Here is a 17,490-nt window from a genome sequence, read left to right as displayed (position 1 = left end):
GTATAATGGACAATATTAAAAGCATATTCAACAATTTTAAAATACGATAGAGACAAATAAAACTCATTTGATTATTTCAGTATGAATTAATAACTGTTTATAAGTTAATTTTGCGAATAGGAAAATATTATTATTTCATAATTATTATAGCCATGAAAAAAAGAAGTATTATCATGCTGATAGGTATTCATATCATACTAGGTTTCAACTTATCAGCACAAACCAGAAGCACTGTAGAATGGAGGAACGTAAACGGTGTGGAAATTCCGGTACCACCTTCTGTCCATCCTAGATTGTATTTACGCTCTTCAGACATTCCGGAACTTAAAGAAAGAATAAAACATCCGGAAATTGTAAAGACCATAAAAAAGATGGAGAAACTGAGTAAAAACAGGACTCCTGAAGAAGAAGCTAAAGCTCCGGCAAAAAACGGATTCAGATATTATGCTGAAATGCGAGGAGTAACAAGCCGAGTACAGCTTGATGCATTGGAGTATCTGGTAAACGGAGAGAAATCAGTTGCCAGAAAAGCCATAACAGCCATGCTCGACACTTTACGCAATACTAATTATGGAACGAAAGGTGACCTGTCAAGAGCCAGCGGATCAATGCTGATGTGTGGTGCAATGGTTTACGACTGGTGCTACGACCAGATGAAAGATTCTGAAAAGAAAGCATACATAAACGAATTTGTCAGAATAGCCAAGACAATGGAATGCGGCTATCCTCCAAAGAATACAGAACCTATAGCAGGACATTCTTCGGAATGGATGGTACTGAGAGATATGCTCTCGGCTGGTATTGCAGTATATGACGAATATCCTGACATGTACAATTATGTAGTAACAATGATGTACAAGGACTATATTCCAGCCCGCAACTTCATCTATTCGGGACATAACTACCATCAAGGCAGCAGTTATGCAAATGTACGTTTCAGCAACGACCTTATATCTCTTTGGATAATGTCACGCATGGGCGCAGGAGCAATTTATGACTCGGCACAACAGTTCGTTTTATACGATTTTATCTACAGAAGACGGCCTGACGGACAGGTTCTTCCTGCCGGTGATACCAATCCTAACAGAAAAGGCGTTGCCAATTATGCCCTTCCTGCTCTATTGGCTTACAGCTACTACAAAGACGGCTATCTGGCATACGAATATGAACGTACAAAGAAAATTGACAATCACTGTCTGATATTCGACATCCTGTGGAAAGACCTTAACGTTGAGCCTAAAGGTCCTGAAACACTACCTCTTACAAAATACTCCGGAACACCGTTCGGATGGATGATTGCCAGAACAGGATGGGATGAGAACAGCGTAATAGCAGAAATGAAAATAAACGAGCACTATGTAGGAAACCATCAGCATCTTGACGGAGGCTCATTCCAGATATATTATAAAGGTCCATTGGCACTGGATGCAGGAACATATCAAGGAAGTTCAGGCGGATATAACAGCCCGCACAACAAGAATTTCTTCAAACGCACGGTAGCCCACAACTCACTGCTGATATTCAATCCTGAAGAGAAATTTGAATGCCATAGCTATGGCGGTGAAGACAAGACTCCTTTTGCCGGTAACGATGGAGGACAGAGAATGCCTGGTGACGGATGGAATACCTGCCGTTCGTTCAAAGATTTACTGAGCGACGAATACACAACAGGAAAAGTCCTTGCACACGGAACCGACGCGGACTACATGGCACCGGACTATTCTTATCTGAAAGGTGACATAACCAAGGCATATTCCGACAAGGTAAAAGAAGTAAAGCGCTCGTTCGTATTCCTGAATCTGAAATCAGAGAATATTCCTGCCGCATTGATAGTCTTCGACAAGATTGTTTCATCAAATCCTGAATATAAGAAACAGTGGCTGCTGCACAGCATTGAAAAACCGACTGTAAAAGACGGAATATTTACCGTTAAACGTACAAAGGACGGAGATTCAGGAATGCTTTACGACACTGTGTTGCTACCGGAAAAAGGTAACTTAGATATTAATACCATCGGAGGCCCGGGTAAGGAATTCTGGGTTAATGGTGTAAACTACCCTAACGAGCCACGTACTCCGGATCCGACAAACGAAAAAGGTGCATGGAGGGTTGAGTTATCTCCAAAATCTCCTGCTAATGAAGATTACTTCCTTAATGTGATACAGGTAGCTGACAACGAATGCAAAAACATGCACAAGGCTACACTTCTGAAAAGCGACAAGACTGTAGGAGTAATAATCTCCGACAGAATTGTGACTTTCAGCAAAGACAGCAACACGCTTTCCGGAAAATTCAGCATTGACATCAACGGAGAAGGAACTTTCAAAATTGTCATGACTGACATGAAACCCGGAACATGGCAGGTAAAGAAAGACGGTGAAGTATTTATCCCATATAAATGGGTACGTTCTGACGACGGAATACTGTCGTTTGAAGGAAGAAAAGGACATTACGAGTTTTCAAGGTAAATTACATAAGTATTACGCCTGAATAATACGGGCAATAAACCGAGAGCCGCATTCGTTGGGAAAACGGATGCGGCTCGTTTTATAAATTACTTCTTTCGACCGTATTCACTAGGCAATACACCTACATATCGTTTAAAACTATTACTAAAATAGGATGGAGAACTAAATCCAAGTTTGACACTTATTTCAGCAATCGTATATTTATTCTCCAATATCAACTGACAAGCTTTATTAAATCTTATTCTTCTTATGAAATTTGCAGGTGCTTCACCTGCTATGGCATTCATCTTAAGATATAATGCCGAACGACTGATACAAAGTTCTTCTGCCAGTTTCTCAGCAGAGAACGATTCATCAGATATGTTTGTCTCTATTATTGAAATAGCTTTAGACAAGAATTCGTTATCCATCGTATTCGATGTCATTTTAGCCACATCAAGATTTATATTATTGGCATAGTATTGTCTGAAATGTTCTCTCGTTATCAGAATATTATTAATCTTACCTTTCAATAAAGATACACTAAACGGTTTTCCTATATAATCATCAGCACCGACATTTATCCCTTCCTCTTGGCTCTTGACAGAACTCTTGGCAGATAACAAAACAACAGGTATATGAGATGTTTGAATATTTCTTTTTATCTGCTTACATAGCTGAATACCATCAACATTAGGCATCATTACATCCGACAATATAATATCAATTTTATTTTCTTTAACTACATCCAAAGCCTGCTTACCATCAGAAGCTTTATAAATATTATATTGTTCACATAATAATCTTTCAAGGTAATCCATCATTTCCTTATTATCCTCAACCAACAATATATTTATATCACTGGTCTTGTTACAGGAATGTTTATTAATACCATCATCAATTGTATCTTCCAACAAATACTCCTGATATATTTCTGTAGGATACAATAAAGTATTATTCCCTTCAGAATTACTTTTTTCATCACCGGAACATACTTCTAAAGTTTTAGGTAATGAGACACTGAAAACTGTAAACTCATTCTCCTTACTTTTCACCGATATTGTCCCGTTATGTTTCTCTACCAAACATTTAACCAAAGAAAGTCCTATTCCTGTTCCCTTGTCATATTCATTGGCCTGATAAAATCTTTCAAATATTTTATCTATCTTAGAAGAGGATATACCTTTACCATTGTCATATACATCAAATCCCCATACATCCTCTTTCTCCCACAGAGTAAGACTTATTTGCCCTCCATCAGGCGTGAATTTAAATGAATTTGATAAAAGATTCAATAATATCGTCTCTATATATTTCTTATCTACAGGTATTTCCAAAGAAGATATTGACGAATCAAACAAATAATCCATTCTATTTTTCTCCGCCTGTTTATTAAACAGCATAAATGTCTGCTTACATAAATCAACAACATTACTCATCTCTATATTCAAAGGCAGTGCACCAGACTCTGCCTTTCGAAAATCAAGCAACTGATTTATAATATTTAGAAGTCGTAAAGCATTATTATATACATATTTTAAGTCACAAAGCATATTTTTATCCAATAACATAGCCTGTTGAATCATATTCTCCAATGGACCCAATATCAATGTCAAAGGAGTACGAAGTTCATGTGACATATTCATATAAAAACGTATTTTTTCGGTAGCTATCTCCTGAATTTTCTTGTGTTCCATCAATTCGATTTTTAATTGCATCTTCATTTTTTGTTTCATTATGAAGAAATACATAATCCAAATAACCAACGAAAGACATAGCAGGATAAACAACAATTTAACATACCATGTTTGGTACCACATAGGAATAACATCTATTTTAAGGTTCACAGGTGATTCGTTCCATTTACCATTATTATTACACGATTTTAACTGAAAGACGTATGTCCCTGGTTGAAGATTGAAATATGTAACTTCTCTTTTATCAGAATAATTCCATTCTCGTTCATATCCCTTTAACCGATAGGCAAAAATATTACGTCTATTACTAAGATAATTTGAAACTGTATAGGATATCTTTAATTCTTTCTGATCATAAGGGAAACTTATTTCCAGAAGTTTTCCTGTTTCATTCTTCTGGATATTGACAGAAGAATCTTCACCGTAAATCACGGAACGGTTTTTTAATGACAAATCTATAATTTCAGGATCAGGAGAATATGGATTTTCAATAAAATCCGAAGGACGAAAATATGTTATGCCATCAAGAGTTCCAAAATAAAACGTACCATCACTTCCTTTGCAATAGCCATACATATTGAACTCATTATGACTCAACCCATCCATTTCAGTATAATTGTAGGAACGTTTACTCGAGACATCAAAATGAGCAAGTCCTTTATTTGTACTCAACCATAAATGTTTCAGGTTATCCCCCAATATTCCATATATAAAATTATTAGGTAATCCATCTTTTATCGTATAATGTCCTTGTAAAATCAGGTTACTATCATATTTATATAGGCCATTAGATGATCCCACCCATACATTTTTATCATTGTCCTCATAAAAACAGTTGGCAATTATCTGGAGGGAATATTTCATGTTTGGGATACCACCAAGAGGGATTATTCTATTACTGTCATACACGAACTGGCCATTTTCCGTACCTATCCATATCCTGCCACCGGAATCTTTAAACAGAGCCTGGACCAAACTTCCTTTCAAGCTACAATTACTGTTGGCCAATGGTGACTCCTTGATTTTCCTTGTCCGTTTGTCAAGCTCAAACAACCCTGTCATAGCTCCCACATATATATTATCGCCATTATCAAGCAGCGCATAGCAACTATTATCCTCACCCACAGTACCAGGTATGGTATAATTGGATACAAGACCTGAAACGGCATCGATATAGCTTAATCCTCCAGCATGGGTACCTACATATACACCTTTGCCTTTATCAAGCAAAACGGACTTTATATTGTTTGATTTAAGAGTATTCGGGCTATTCCCAGCCTGATAATATCTGAATGTTTCACTTCTCTTGTCGTAATAGTTTACTCCACCACCATTCGTACCAATCCACAATCCTTTCTTATCCACACTCTCCACTATACAACTTACAATCCTGTCATTTAACAAACTGCCTGGTGAGAAACCAAGAACATTGAAATTATACGTGAACGGATGATAATACCTGACACCATGATAATGCGTGCCTATCCATAACCCACCCTGGTTATCAACAGCCAAAGCACGTACAGAAACATCCGGAAGTTGATTATGGAATTCTCCAGAGTCCGGATTTAAAACAAACAACCCTTCCGTAGTCCCGACTAATATCTTATCATCTTTGTATAATCTCAAAGTACGAATGGAATTAACGTGCTTATAAGGATAAAACTTATCAATATTGTATTGTCCGGTTATCACAAATGCATCGCTTACACGAAATATGCCTTTATCCTGTGTTCCCACCCAAAAGCATTCTTTCTCCTTATCAGCCATAACAGACGCTATAGCCGTATCAGACAAATGTGGAACCACCAACGTACACTTGTTGCCGGTGACGGAATAATAATAAAGTCCATGTGAGGTCCCTATAAGAACGCCATCGCCATAAGCACAAATGGAATTGACGACAATATCTGTCAAAATATCATTGGAATGGGTAATATTTCCTGTTCCTTTAGAAAAAAACATAAGCCCGACAGTAGTTCCAAGCAACAAAGTGTCACTTTTCCCCACCATTTCGGCAATGGCAAGCACCTGCAACGCCTTGCCTGGCAAGTTAAAATTGCGGAACGTATTGGTGGAATAATCATATTGGGACAATCCCAACAGCGTACCAACCCACACGGTCCCCTCACTGTCGGAATACAAGCTGCATACATGGCTGTCCATGATGGATGCCCCATCGTATATATCATGGTAATATGTCTCGACCGAATAGCCGTCGTACCTATTCAAACCGTCGCTTGTCCCTATCCAGATTTTATTGTTTACATCTTGTATTATGCTCCATACTGTGTTCTGTGAAAGATTTTCGCTGACAGATAATCTTTTCAGATTTAAAGGCTCGCATTTGCTTCCTACTGAAACGCATAAAAATATAAAAATAAAGATATATTGTTTTATCATAATATTAACCTGGATTTACGTTTGATATTACAAAGATAGCCAAAGTCGAGCGGAGAGCCAAATTTATTTGAGCTATTCCGAGACCAAGCTATCTTCAACGGAGTCAAAAATAGCTAAAACTGAAATTCCACGCAAAGCCACAGTAAGAATTTCATAGGACGTGTATAACATACTGTTTAGAATACATGAGTCCATGGTAAACAAAAACTTAAAATGCAAATCTCCATATAATGGTCAATTCTATCTTCGTTGAAAACATGGCAGACCGCCGTGAAAAGTCCGTTTTCCGTCCATATTTTCTATAAATCACACTTGAATTTATATAAACTACACTGTGAATTATACAAACTACACTGTGAATTATATAAACCACACTGTGGTTTACAGATTTCTTCATGGAAAAACTGTTTTTTTACAGGCGGCCGCCGAAGTTTTCATCAGCAAGCCATTCCCAATATAACGATAAGAATACAGAGTCGGCATGGATTACCATTTCCCCATGGTCTGTATCCTTTGGTCGGACATTTCCTGTGTCTTCCATTCGCCGTTTACGCAGTCGAACAAAACGGAAGCGTCTTTCCATTCACACTTGTATGGCTTACCGTTTATTTCCGGCTCCTTGTTGCCATAACTGAATGTCGCATTGTTCTTACCGTTACGTATATAGAGTCTTCCCGGGCGTTTAGAATCCAACTCGGCTTCGATAAGCCATTCCCCACATCTGAAAATATCACCGTCCCTCTCTATCTTTTCAGACTTCTTGCCATCCGCTTCAATCTGTATTACAGTAAGGATACGATTACTTTTACCCGGTCCAAAACTCGCAGTAAGAGTCCAAGGCGCAGTAAAGTCCTCGCCGCGTTCTGCATTCTCCATATTCGGCTCTGCAGCATATTTGTCAGTTTGGGAAATGGAAGCCATCTGGCTACTGAAGAGTTGGGCTACAGAACTGAAGCCGTACCCTTCGTTTACAGTTTTCAATATGCACTCATTGGCATTTATATCAAACTTGACCGGGCTGTGCAACAACCAATCCCAACGCACAGGCCCGTCCGCCTCAAGTTCGTCATAAACAACCACTTTGTTTGGATGCAGCAGGAAGATGTGCCTTCTGTATTTTTTAAGAGTTGTCTCTCCGAAGCCATTCTCCGGTCCCTGATTAAGGTTATACTTATCAAAACTATTCTTCCATAGGCGGATATTGCTTATTCCACAATATGCGTCCGAAGCATCTCCCAAAGCGTATGATATATTGTCGCCATTAAACATACGTACGATATATCCATGTGCTTCAGGCGTGAAAGGCTGGCCTATACCGTTTATAAGCATCGTGTTATGCGCCCTGGTGTTTCGGTAAGACAAAAGGTTATGTGGGTCACAGAAATTCATATAATGCCCTACGGAACGGTAAACCGCATGGCCTCCATAGTGCAGGTTGAAAGCGTTTTGATTTGAATGTGTGTGGTTGCCCGAGCCGAAAGGACTCGAGCGGAAACTCAGGCTTACATTCTTTTCCAGATTTTCCAAGTCGCTGTTCGCTACCATTTCCCCACAATCCATGAACCATACGGCTTTGGGGGCGTCTGCCGGAAGTTCGATATTAGCAGGACGTTCTTTTCCGCTTGCAAGCCTATAAAGTCGTGTCTCGAACTCATCTTCATAGAGGTTGTTTGCAGATGAATACCATGCCGCATAAGGGTCTTTTGCTGTCCTTGCAAGGAAATCTGCAAATGCACTGCGGATACGCAACGGCTTATTGTTCATCTTCTCATGCCCATCGCCGAACCCGTCGCTCAAGGAGCCAGGCAGCCAGGTATAGACCAATCCTTTACCAGCATTCTTATACCACGGATGTTGAAGAAAATCCGTATCGGTGAGATAACTGAACAATGCAGGCAGATAACACAGGCTTACAGCGTTTGCGCTGAAATAGTTTGCCCCATTGTGCCATGAGCCGTCACGGTTGAACCCCGTGGCTGGACCACGTGTATTCCAAAGTTCGTAATAGTATTCCAGATATTCTTTTGCATCCGGATATTTGTCGTAAAACACCAATGAGGCTTGCAGGAAACGGCGCACCTCAAACTGCCAAATATGCTCATCGAAAAACATGTTTTCTTCACGCCCCACCAAACGATTGTCATAATAATGCTTCAATACATCCATCACAATAGACTCTATCCGCAAACGCTCCCCATCGGTAAAACGGTCGTAAAAATTCTCGTAAGCGGCTGACAGAAGATACACCAGTTCTCCAGCCTTGAAATCATTTTCAATGAATTCCTTGTCAGGTACCCGCGTCAAAAGGCAACGCACATTGGATATCATTTTCTTTGCGTAAACATCATACTGCAACATCAGATAAGCGGTATATAGCTTGTCGAAATTCTCTGACATGGCAAACACATGCCTGTAAGGCAGTGTGTCGGTTGTGAAATCCATGGCGAGCGCATCACGCGCATCGTCTATCATAACCCAAAACTCAGGATTAGAGCGCACATGTTTCCTTGCCTCTTCTAAATTACCGCCCAGGAAACAGTAAATGCGTGGATAATCCTTAGGGATATTTTCCAGAAGCACTTCAAAGGCAGGCGTGGCGAACCTTGGAGTCGATTCTTCCACCGTGAAACTGTACGTCTTGCTCCAAGGCATTTCCTCGCCCGTCTTGCTTACGGAACGGAAACGCCAGTACCATACACCTGTGTCAAGCACCTTATGGGGATTAAACATACACCACGGAACAGGTTTTGACATAATATCATCTTTTCCTCTGAAATTCCTGTCTTGTGAAAGGTTGAACTGCAACAAGTCCGATTGCTTCATATCAAACGGCACCAACAACGGTGCCGGATTAAAGTATATAATGTTTTCTTTTTGCGGATAAGGTTCTTTACGCAACGGGTTATTGGCATATACAGGAATCATTATCATGTACAGCAACAAAGTAATCAAACAGCTCTTTCCCATATTTATTTAATTTGTTTATTTAAGTTATATTCCAGCTTTTCTGTTTTGCCGTCCAGGGATACTTCAATTTTAAGTTCCTTGTCGTTGAATTGCGGAGAAATAAAACGCGCATTCATTTCCGGAGCATCCTTAATGTCATTTACAGGATAAATCACCGTTATGTATCTGACAGGCGAACCATCCTGCTTTTTCTTACTGAATGATACTGCCGGGCGTTTTTCTCGTACTAAATAAAGAGTGGCTTGCCATCCTTCTTCTTCCTCCAGCACTGTACCTTCAGGGACAAAACATTGCATTTTCATGTTACTGTTTCCGTCATAATCTGAAGCAAGAATGAACTTCTGTTTATCAATATTAACTTTTCCGGCATTCACCTGGTAATGAAGTCCTATCTTACCTGTGGCATCACCAACGGCCTCATCAACTATGACAAAGTATTTCTGATTGACAAAGAAAACAGAACGGCGATGTTTCAAATCCTTATAACTCTGATTCTCAGTAACCAAAACTGGAGTCTTATCTTCAGGTTTCCACAAACGTGTCACAGATGACTGTGTCTCAATATTTTTATTGTCAAGCGTCAATGTTTTGTGTACCATTGTCTGTCGGAACCAGTTACGCAATTTCATTATATTATCATCACCGGCATAAACATAAAATCCAGAATCCGGAAAGAGATTAGTACCATTAAACCATAATTCAAATGTACCGTTATCCGGTTGATTATGCCATTCTCCTTTTGGACCAGCTTTTAACACCATAACAGTAGCATTACTACCCCATCCGTTACGGAAAGTAAAGAACCCACTGGTTTCAAAACCTTTCGACAAATTCTCTGGAAGTTTACCCTCTTTCCCCTCTGTGGCAAAATAACGGATTTGTTCATTATTGGGGAACAGTTTAGTCCATATCCTATAATTTTTGATTTTGGGTTCTTTTCCCCTTCTCTTGGCATCACTGAAACATGGGTTAGTATAGTCAGGATAACAAATATTGTAATAAAATACAATCATTCTTTCTATTGTATCCAAGAACTCCTTAGGAAATTCATTCCTTAAACCATTCATATCCGCCATCATCAGAGCCTTACAAAATATTTCTATAGATGCCATGTGGTAAAGCGGATCAAGTTCAAATTGCCCACCATCATCATAAACCTGTTTTTTTGCCTCACGTACCAATATATCTACACCACTTTTTCTCCATGTATCTGCATCTTTGTATTCCGGGAAAAATATAGCTGCATAAAGAATCTGTTGTGCTTCAAAAAGAAGATGATTCCCCGCATCTGAATAATTATGCAATATATGGTTTGCACGTTTACGATAATTTACTAAAAACTCGGTCAAAAACTCTGGTGTAAAATATATAGAATTTTTAAAAAGCATAAACTGTTGTATCTGGTCTTCCAAACGTGTTCCTACCTCGAGAGGACGCCATGCAAAACGAGCATTTTCCACTCCAGCTCTAATTTCTCCAGTACTGGCAAGTTCAAACTCATCTTTAGTTACAGAAACCAAAGGATTCTTTTTAATCCAATCCATATACTGAAAAACCCATTCTTTGGCATATTTTTCATCGTGAGTGGTATAATAAACCTTTCCCATAGGTATAAACCATTTTTGGCGATGAAGTTGCCAGCGCAATTCGTTATCTTTTATGGGCCAGTATGTCCAATCGATATCCTTTCCGTAATAGAACGAAGGCTGATAACCTTCATGGGCATATAAAATATGTGCAAGTGCTTCGTCTGCAATTTGACGTTCCTTATCAGATACAGTTACATCATCAAGGTTTATTTCCGGTTGTTTCACATTTGTGCGGTTACGGTAATAATCTAGTAATGCCTTGGCTGCTTTTACAGTATCCCCAGACATACACGCATTTTTAACATGTACAAGACCTGGATGGTCCAAGTCTATCAAGTGAAACACTTCCTTGTTTAATTGTGGGTCAGCATAAACGCTTTCACTAAAAATAAAGGAAAGTGTCAAAATAGAAATTATTATAATTTGTTTCATTTTCATGTTCTTTAAACAAAAAGGGGATGCGCATAATTATCAAAAAGCGTACATCCCCTTCAATTATTTATATTAAAAATTCCTACTTTAATCAATTACCACGGTAACATAGTAATTTTCGGACATAGCACGTACTTCGTATTCATCAGTCTTTATGATTGTAGTTGTGGTAACATCAGTTACATCCATACTCTTTGTAGGATCAAAAGTATAAACTCTTATTGAACCAGTTTTACCATTCAATGCCTTAACGTATATATTCTGTACACCTTTCTTCGCATTGGGCCATACCATTTTATATGCGCCAGTTTCATCTGGTGACAATGTTTTACCGCTTTCATCAACAACCACATAATCTTGTCCACAAACCAATTCATCACCAGTGCCAGGCATAGGTGTAGTATAATAAAATACCTCAGGACTATATGAACGAGTAAAATTACTATAGAACTGAGTAGGTACAGCAAGAGTTTTACCTTGTTCTATATTATAAGTCACATCATTTCCTCCTGGAATACTACCCCATTTTTCAAAACAATAGTAATAAACATGCTCCATTCCAGGTTGCCCGTTTTCCCATTCCGGGTGATCTTTGCTACAACTTACACTCAAAAAGCAAAGAATAAGAGAATAGATTATAAAGTTAATACGCATTAATCTTTTCATAATTTTCTGTTTTTATATTTACCAATTAGGGTTTTGTTTTATATTGCCATTTGTCGTAGAAATTTCGTATGTAGGAATCGGGTAGAGATAATCTTTATTCGGATCAAACCTACGACTTGAAGCACTTTCTTTTACATAAATATTTACTTGATTATATACTTTCTCTCCATTAAGTGTTCCGTTTTCATCTGTTAGATGTCCACTTAATTCTTCTGCTGTACTAGCACTCTCACTTGGATTAAAGAATAGGCCTAACATAGCTTTTGGTAATACATCTTCTGCCGTTTTCCATCTTATGATATCATCATAATGTAATCCTTCATCAATAAATTCAACCATGCGTTCTCTTCTGATTTCCTCAAGCATATCCAATCCGTACGTTTGCACAAATGAATTGGTTAGTTTGGTATTAAAACCTGAACGACTTCTGACATAATTAACAGTTGCTTCAAGCTGATCATCAGTAATTGCGCCATTATATTCAAAAAGAGCCTCTGCATACGACAATAAAATCTCAGCATACCTGATTATCATCTTATCTACAGTCTCCCTTGAATTTGTGTCGTACTCTTCTTTCATATATCCTTTTTTTATAGGATATCCAAAACTTGCACCATTGTTAACACTATCAAAAGGTCTGAATTGCGCTCCTTTAAAAGCTACTTCATTAAGTCTGAAAACTGTCATACCTAAGCGTGGGTCACGGTCTGTAAAAATATCATCGTAATTAACATCTGGTTGATCTCCACCAGGATGCTTATCTTTAGGCAATCCATCACTATATAGAAAATAATCAATGAATTGTCTTGTAATAGATACTTGTTGTGCTTTAGTAGCACTTTGATTATGATAAGTAATTGCATTACTTGCCCCATTCGGACCATACACTTTCACAAACACATTCTCCTTATTCTGACGACCTTCACCATCGAAATAAAACAAATTCTGGAAGTTTGGATAAAGATCATGCTTATTCTCGTTAAACATTATTTCTGCAGCATCAATAGCAATCTTCAAATGATCTTTACTATTACCTTCAGTCAGATTATGATATTTGATATATGTACCTTCATAAAGGCCAACACGGACAAGCATTCCTAATGCAGCAGAACGTGAGACACGCCCCCAGTCACTATCGCTAGACAAGTCGTCAATATCCGGTAACCATTTAGCTGCAAAGTTCAAGTCTGTATAACATTGCTGTATTACAGTCTCACGAGAGTCTCTTCCTTTAAAGATATCAGGATCTGTTGTACTTTCAAATATTTTCAAAATCAAAGGGACATCTCCATATTTCTTCACCAAATCAAAATAATAATAAGCACGGAAAAAACGAGCTTCTGCCAACCAACGATTTCGAATATCTTCATCTATAGGTGTCTGTTCTCCTTTTATAATAATATTGTTACATACTCCTATTTTATTATAAGGATCACTCCAGTCCGTTGACTTTTCAGGAATATTACGACTACCTGAAGAAATTTCATCCGGAGTTGTTCCTATCATTTCATCCGAACGTAAGTCATGTCCTCTTCCTGTTAGAAAGCCTGGTAAATCAATATAAAGGCGATTACAAGCACCACGAAGGTCTGTTTCAGAACGCCAAAAATTTATGTCACTCAATGTTGTCTCAGTCTCTCTATCCAAAGAACAATTACTGAAACAAAAAATAGCAGTGGTAAGTAATAAAAATATCTTTTTCATTTTATTTTTTTTAGAGGAATTAGTTAGAATGTAACATTTAGTCCTAAAGTCCAGCTACGGAAGAAAGGATATGAACCTCTCGGGGCCTCATTCTCTACTTCTGGATCCAGAACTTCGAGCATATCCGATATTTCAAACAAATCTTGACCGGTGACATATACTCTTAATTTTTGTATATATTTCTTTGATACAGGTATTGTATATCCTAAAGTTACATTTTTCAATCTTAAGTAAGAAGCATCCTGAATCCAACGGTCTGCTGGTTTAGAATTAAAATCATCTCCTTTATACTGATACAAACGAGGCCAATAAGCATCCTGATTTTCAGTTGTCCAATAATCCCTATGTATAGTCCAAGGCATCTCTCCATCATTTGCCAATGGGAACATACGAGAATTCAAAAGAAGATCACGTTTACCTACCCCTTGGAACATGAGTGAGAAATCAAAACCTTTCCATTGAGCAGACAAATTAATACCATATATATAACGTGGAGTTGTGTTACCCAACTGAACCAAATCACATGAATCATCAGGTTTACCTCCACCTACTCCAATAGTATGATCAGCCTCTCCCTGTGCAACATATTTAACATCTCCACCATTGATAATACCATCATTAAAAGACTCATATCCTGGATGATCAGCCTTATATTGTAGATATTCCTCACGACTTGACCAAAAACCATCTGTCTTATATCCCCAGATTGTATTAATAGGATAACCTTCCAATAATTTAACAACTCCTTCACTAACTACACTTGCACCATCATATTTCAATAATCTATTCTTACTATCAGAAATATTAAAACCAACTTGGTAATTAAAATCTTTAATTTGGTCTCTCCAACTAATATTTAAGTCCCATCCCCATGTTTTCAATTTTCCTACATTCAAATTCGGTACAGATATACCAATTTGGCTAGGTAACTGTAAAGCAGCTAACATATCATTATTGAATTTCCAATAATATTCAAAACTACCTGTAAGTCGATTATTAAAAAGTCCAAAATCAAGACCAATATTAGTTGTTTCTATTGTTTCCCAAGTCTTATCTACAGAAGCCATACTTTGTTGATAAAACCATTTTTCTCCCATATACGTAGCCGGATCATCATCATTTGAATAGACAATCAAAGGTATATAGTCATATAATCCCAATACAGCACCATTACCAAGTTGTCCCCAGGAAGCTCTTAACTTTAAGTTACTAACCCAGTCAGCATTGAACCATTGTTCTTCATTTACACGCCATGCAGCAGAAACAGAAGGGAATGCCTTCCATCGTCTTGAAGGAGCCAAACGTGAGCTTCCATCATAACGTACATTAGCTTCAAATAAATATTTTTCTTTGTAATTATAATTAAGTCGTCCAAAATAAGACATCATTGCCCATGTCTCAATATTATCTTGCAATATACTATTGGTTGATACTGATGTATCATAATAATTGAATGAGAAGAAATCATTAGACAACATATTCAAAGCCGTACCTGATATTTGATCAACCCTATAATTTTCATAAGAAGTACCAGCCAGAATACTAAAATTATGCTTACGATCATTCAAATCAAAAGTATAATTAACGGTTGCTTCAAGCACATCATGATACTCTTGGTTCTTTGCTTTATATAAAGAATTTGCCGGATTTGTAGTTCTACGTATATCACCAACATAACTATAGTAATAAAGCGTACGTGAATTTCGTTCTTGTGAATAATAACCGGCACGTCGTGAAGCACTAAGGTTAATACGCAGATCCTTTATAAGATCTTTTATGGTTAATTGAGCTTTACCCATAAATGATTCATATTTTGTTGTTTGAACACCGGCGTTTTTCATTATATCTATAGCATTATCTTGCAAGTCACCATTCCAAGGGCTTGGATAGTTTTCTGCTTCCGGTTGATAGATAGGCTGACGTCCACGGTTTTCATACAATAAAGTAAAAATATTTTCAGGACCGTATGAATTTTCCCTTTGATCATCTCCATTGTATTGTACATTAATACCTAAATCTACGTACTTATTTAGTTTGGCATCCATCTTAGCCAAAAGATTATAACGTTTATAATCATCTGGACCGTATGCCAATAAACCATTCTTATAATAATATCCTGCAGACAACATATAATTAATATTGTCAGTACCGCCACTTACAGATACAGAATGGTTATGTTGCATTGTGAAATTTTTAGTACCTTCACCCAACCAATCCACACTATCAAACAAATCCCAACGTCCATTAGCCAAAGGACGGTAATTAAAGTTTGGATTACCTATCCACGAACTTTTTTCCGCATTCCATTCTGGACCACTAACAGGAATACGTGATTGATTAATAAAATCCTGTTCTTCCCACGCTGGCAAACGTTCCGGCATGTTACCAGGAATATTAAATGACGCATATCCATTATAAGTAACCTTTGGTTTACCTGCAGCTCCATTTTTTGTAGTAATAAGAACTACACCTGCAGCAGCTCTGGCGCCATAAATAGCACAAGAAGCGGCATCTTTCAGTACTGATATAGACTCTATATCATCAGCATTCAACAAAGCCATATTTCCCTCCACTCCATCAATCAATACCAGTGCCTTTGCATCATTTACAGAAGAAAAGCCTCGGACTTGAATAGATGCACCTTCAGAACCGGGTTGACCACTTGCACGTGTAATAGTAACACCCGGCATCTCACCTTGTAAAGCAGAAAGAGCATCCGTAGCGGGCTTAGATGCTATATTTTCTCCGTCAATGGAAGAAACAGAACCAGAAAGATTAACTTTCTTTTGTACGCCATAACCTACTACAACAACCTCGTCCAATACCTCATTATCTTCCGACAATGTAATAATAAATTCATTTTTGCCTTCTAACGCGACCTCCTGCGTTCCATATCCAATGAAAGATACTACTAAAAAACCATTATCAGGGACTTCAAGACTAAATTTTCCATCCATATCTGTAATAGTACCTACAGTAGTCCCTTTTACTGTAACATTTGCACCAGTGATAGGACCAAAATTGTCTTTAACAATACCAGTAATTTTCTTACTTTGCAAAATTTCATTTGTAGAATAAGTTTCTGCAGACAAAACAAGTGCAGGATTGTCGGCATATCCCGACACACAACAAGCACTAATCAAGAGCGGAAACATCATCCGTTTCATGCATTTTTTTTGTTGTTCATTCATAGTTATAAAAACAGTAATTTACCCGATGATAAATCAAATTAGTGCATATTCAATTTACCATTCGGATTTTTAGTTAACATATTAATAAATAGGATTGCAAGTGCACTAATCTTCCCTTGAAACCAGGGAAAACAATCCTTTATATTATCAGGCAATAAAACTACCATAATATCCTACTTAATTCACATACCTCCATTTTTTTAATTTCCTGTTTACAAAAATATATAGAATAACAGAAGCATTGTTATAACTACGTTTGTTTACTTTTCAATTATGAGTATTAATATGTTGATTTTTTCCAATACAATGTAGAATTCGTACAACAAGACATTTTTACCATGATTAATATTAAAAATATAAGATACAAGTTGACTAATAAATGCCTTTTCAATGA

7 protein-coding genes are annotated in these 17,490 nt (G+C 37.6%); 1 reads left to right on the top strand and 6 read right to left on the bottom strand.

The window, feature by feature from the left end:
• The first annotated feature begins 152 nt into the window (after nucleotides 1-152).
• Complete coding sequence (gene hepB / locus H6A61_RS13435; protein ID WP_204394343.1) at nucleotides 153-2,468, top strand: heparin/heparin-sulfate lyase HepB; 2,316 nt, start codon at nucleotides 153-155, stop codon at nucleotides 2,466-2,468.
• 86 nt (nucleotides 2,469-2,554) lie between these two features.
• Here the strand turns inward: hepB and H6A61_RS13430 are convergent, their stop codons facing one another.
• The 6 genes from H6A61_RS13430 to H6A61_RS13405 all read right to left on the bottom strand — a co-directional run bounded on the left by H6A61_RS13430 (nucleotide 2,555) and on the right by H6A61_RS13405 (nucleotide 17,096).
• The gene (locus H6A61_RS13430; protein ID WP_204394341.1) at nucleotides 2,555-6,547 is read right to left on the bottom strand and encodes a hybrid sensor histidine kinase/response regulator transcription factor; all 3,993 of its coding nucleotides are present in this window, start codon (nucleotides 6,545-6,547) and stop codon (nucleotides 2,555-2,557) included.
• Nucleotides 6,548-7,033: 486 nt separating this feature from the next.
• Nucleotides 7,034-9,514 (bottom strand): DUF4962 domain-containing protein, encoded by a 2,481-nt coding sequence (locus tag H6A61_RS13425; protein ID WP_430746814.1) that lies wholly within the window; start codon nucleotides 9,512-9,514, stop codon nucleotides 7,034-7,036.
• A gap of 2 nt (nucleotides 9,515-9,516) precedes the next feature.
• Entirely contained in the window at nucleotides 9,517-11,541 is a 2,025-nt protein-coding gene (gene hepC, locus H6A61_RS13420) for a heparin-sulfate lyase HepC (RefSeq protein WP_430746813.1), read from the bottom strand.
• 81 nt (nucleotides 11,542-11,622) lie between these two features.
• Nucleotides 11,623-12,201, bottom strand: a complete 579-nt coding sequence (locus H6A61_RS13415; protein ID WP_204394337.1) for a hypothetical protein — start codon at nucleotides 12,199-12,201, stop codon at nucleotides 11,623-11,625.
• A gap of 18 nt (nucleotides 12,202-12,219) precedes the next feature.
• On the bottom strand, nucleotides 12,220-13,905 hold the full coding sequence (locus tag H6A61_RS13410) for a RagB/SusD family nutrient uptake outer membrane protein (RefSeq protein ID WP_204394335.1): 1,686 nt from the start codon (nucleotides 13,903-13,905) through the stop codon (nucleotides 12,220-12,222).
• Between the two features lie 23 nt (nucleotides 13,906-13,928).
• Nucleotides 13,929-17,096, bottom strand: coding sequence for a SusC/RagA family TonB-linked outer membrane protein (locus H6A61_RS13405; protein ID WP_239469223.1), 3,168 nt, complete (start codon nucleotides 17,094-17,096; stop codon nucleotides 13,929-13,931).
• Nucleotides 17,097-17,490: the final 394 nt, after the last annotated feature.

The organism is Bacteroides caecigallinarum (genome assembly GCF_016901995.1).
GTDB classification, from domain to species: domain Bacteria; phylum Bacteroidota; class Bacteroidia; order Bacteroidales; family Bacteroidaceae; genus Phocaeicola; species Phocaeicola cellulolyticus.
This window is presented reverse-complemented; position numbering and strand designations above follow the sequence as displayed.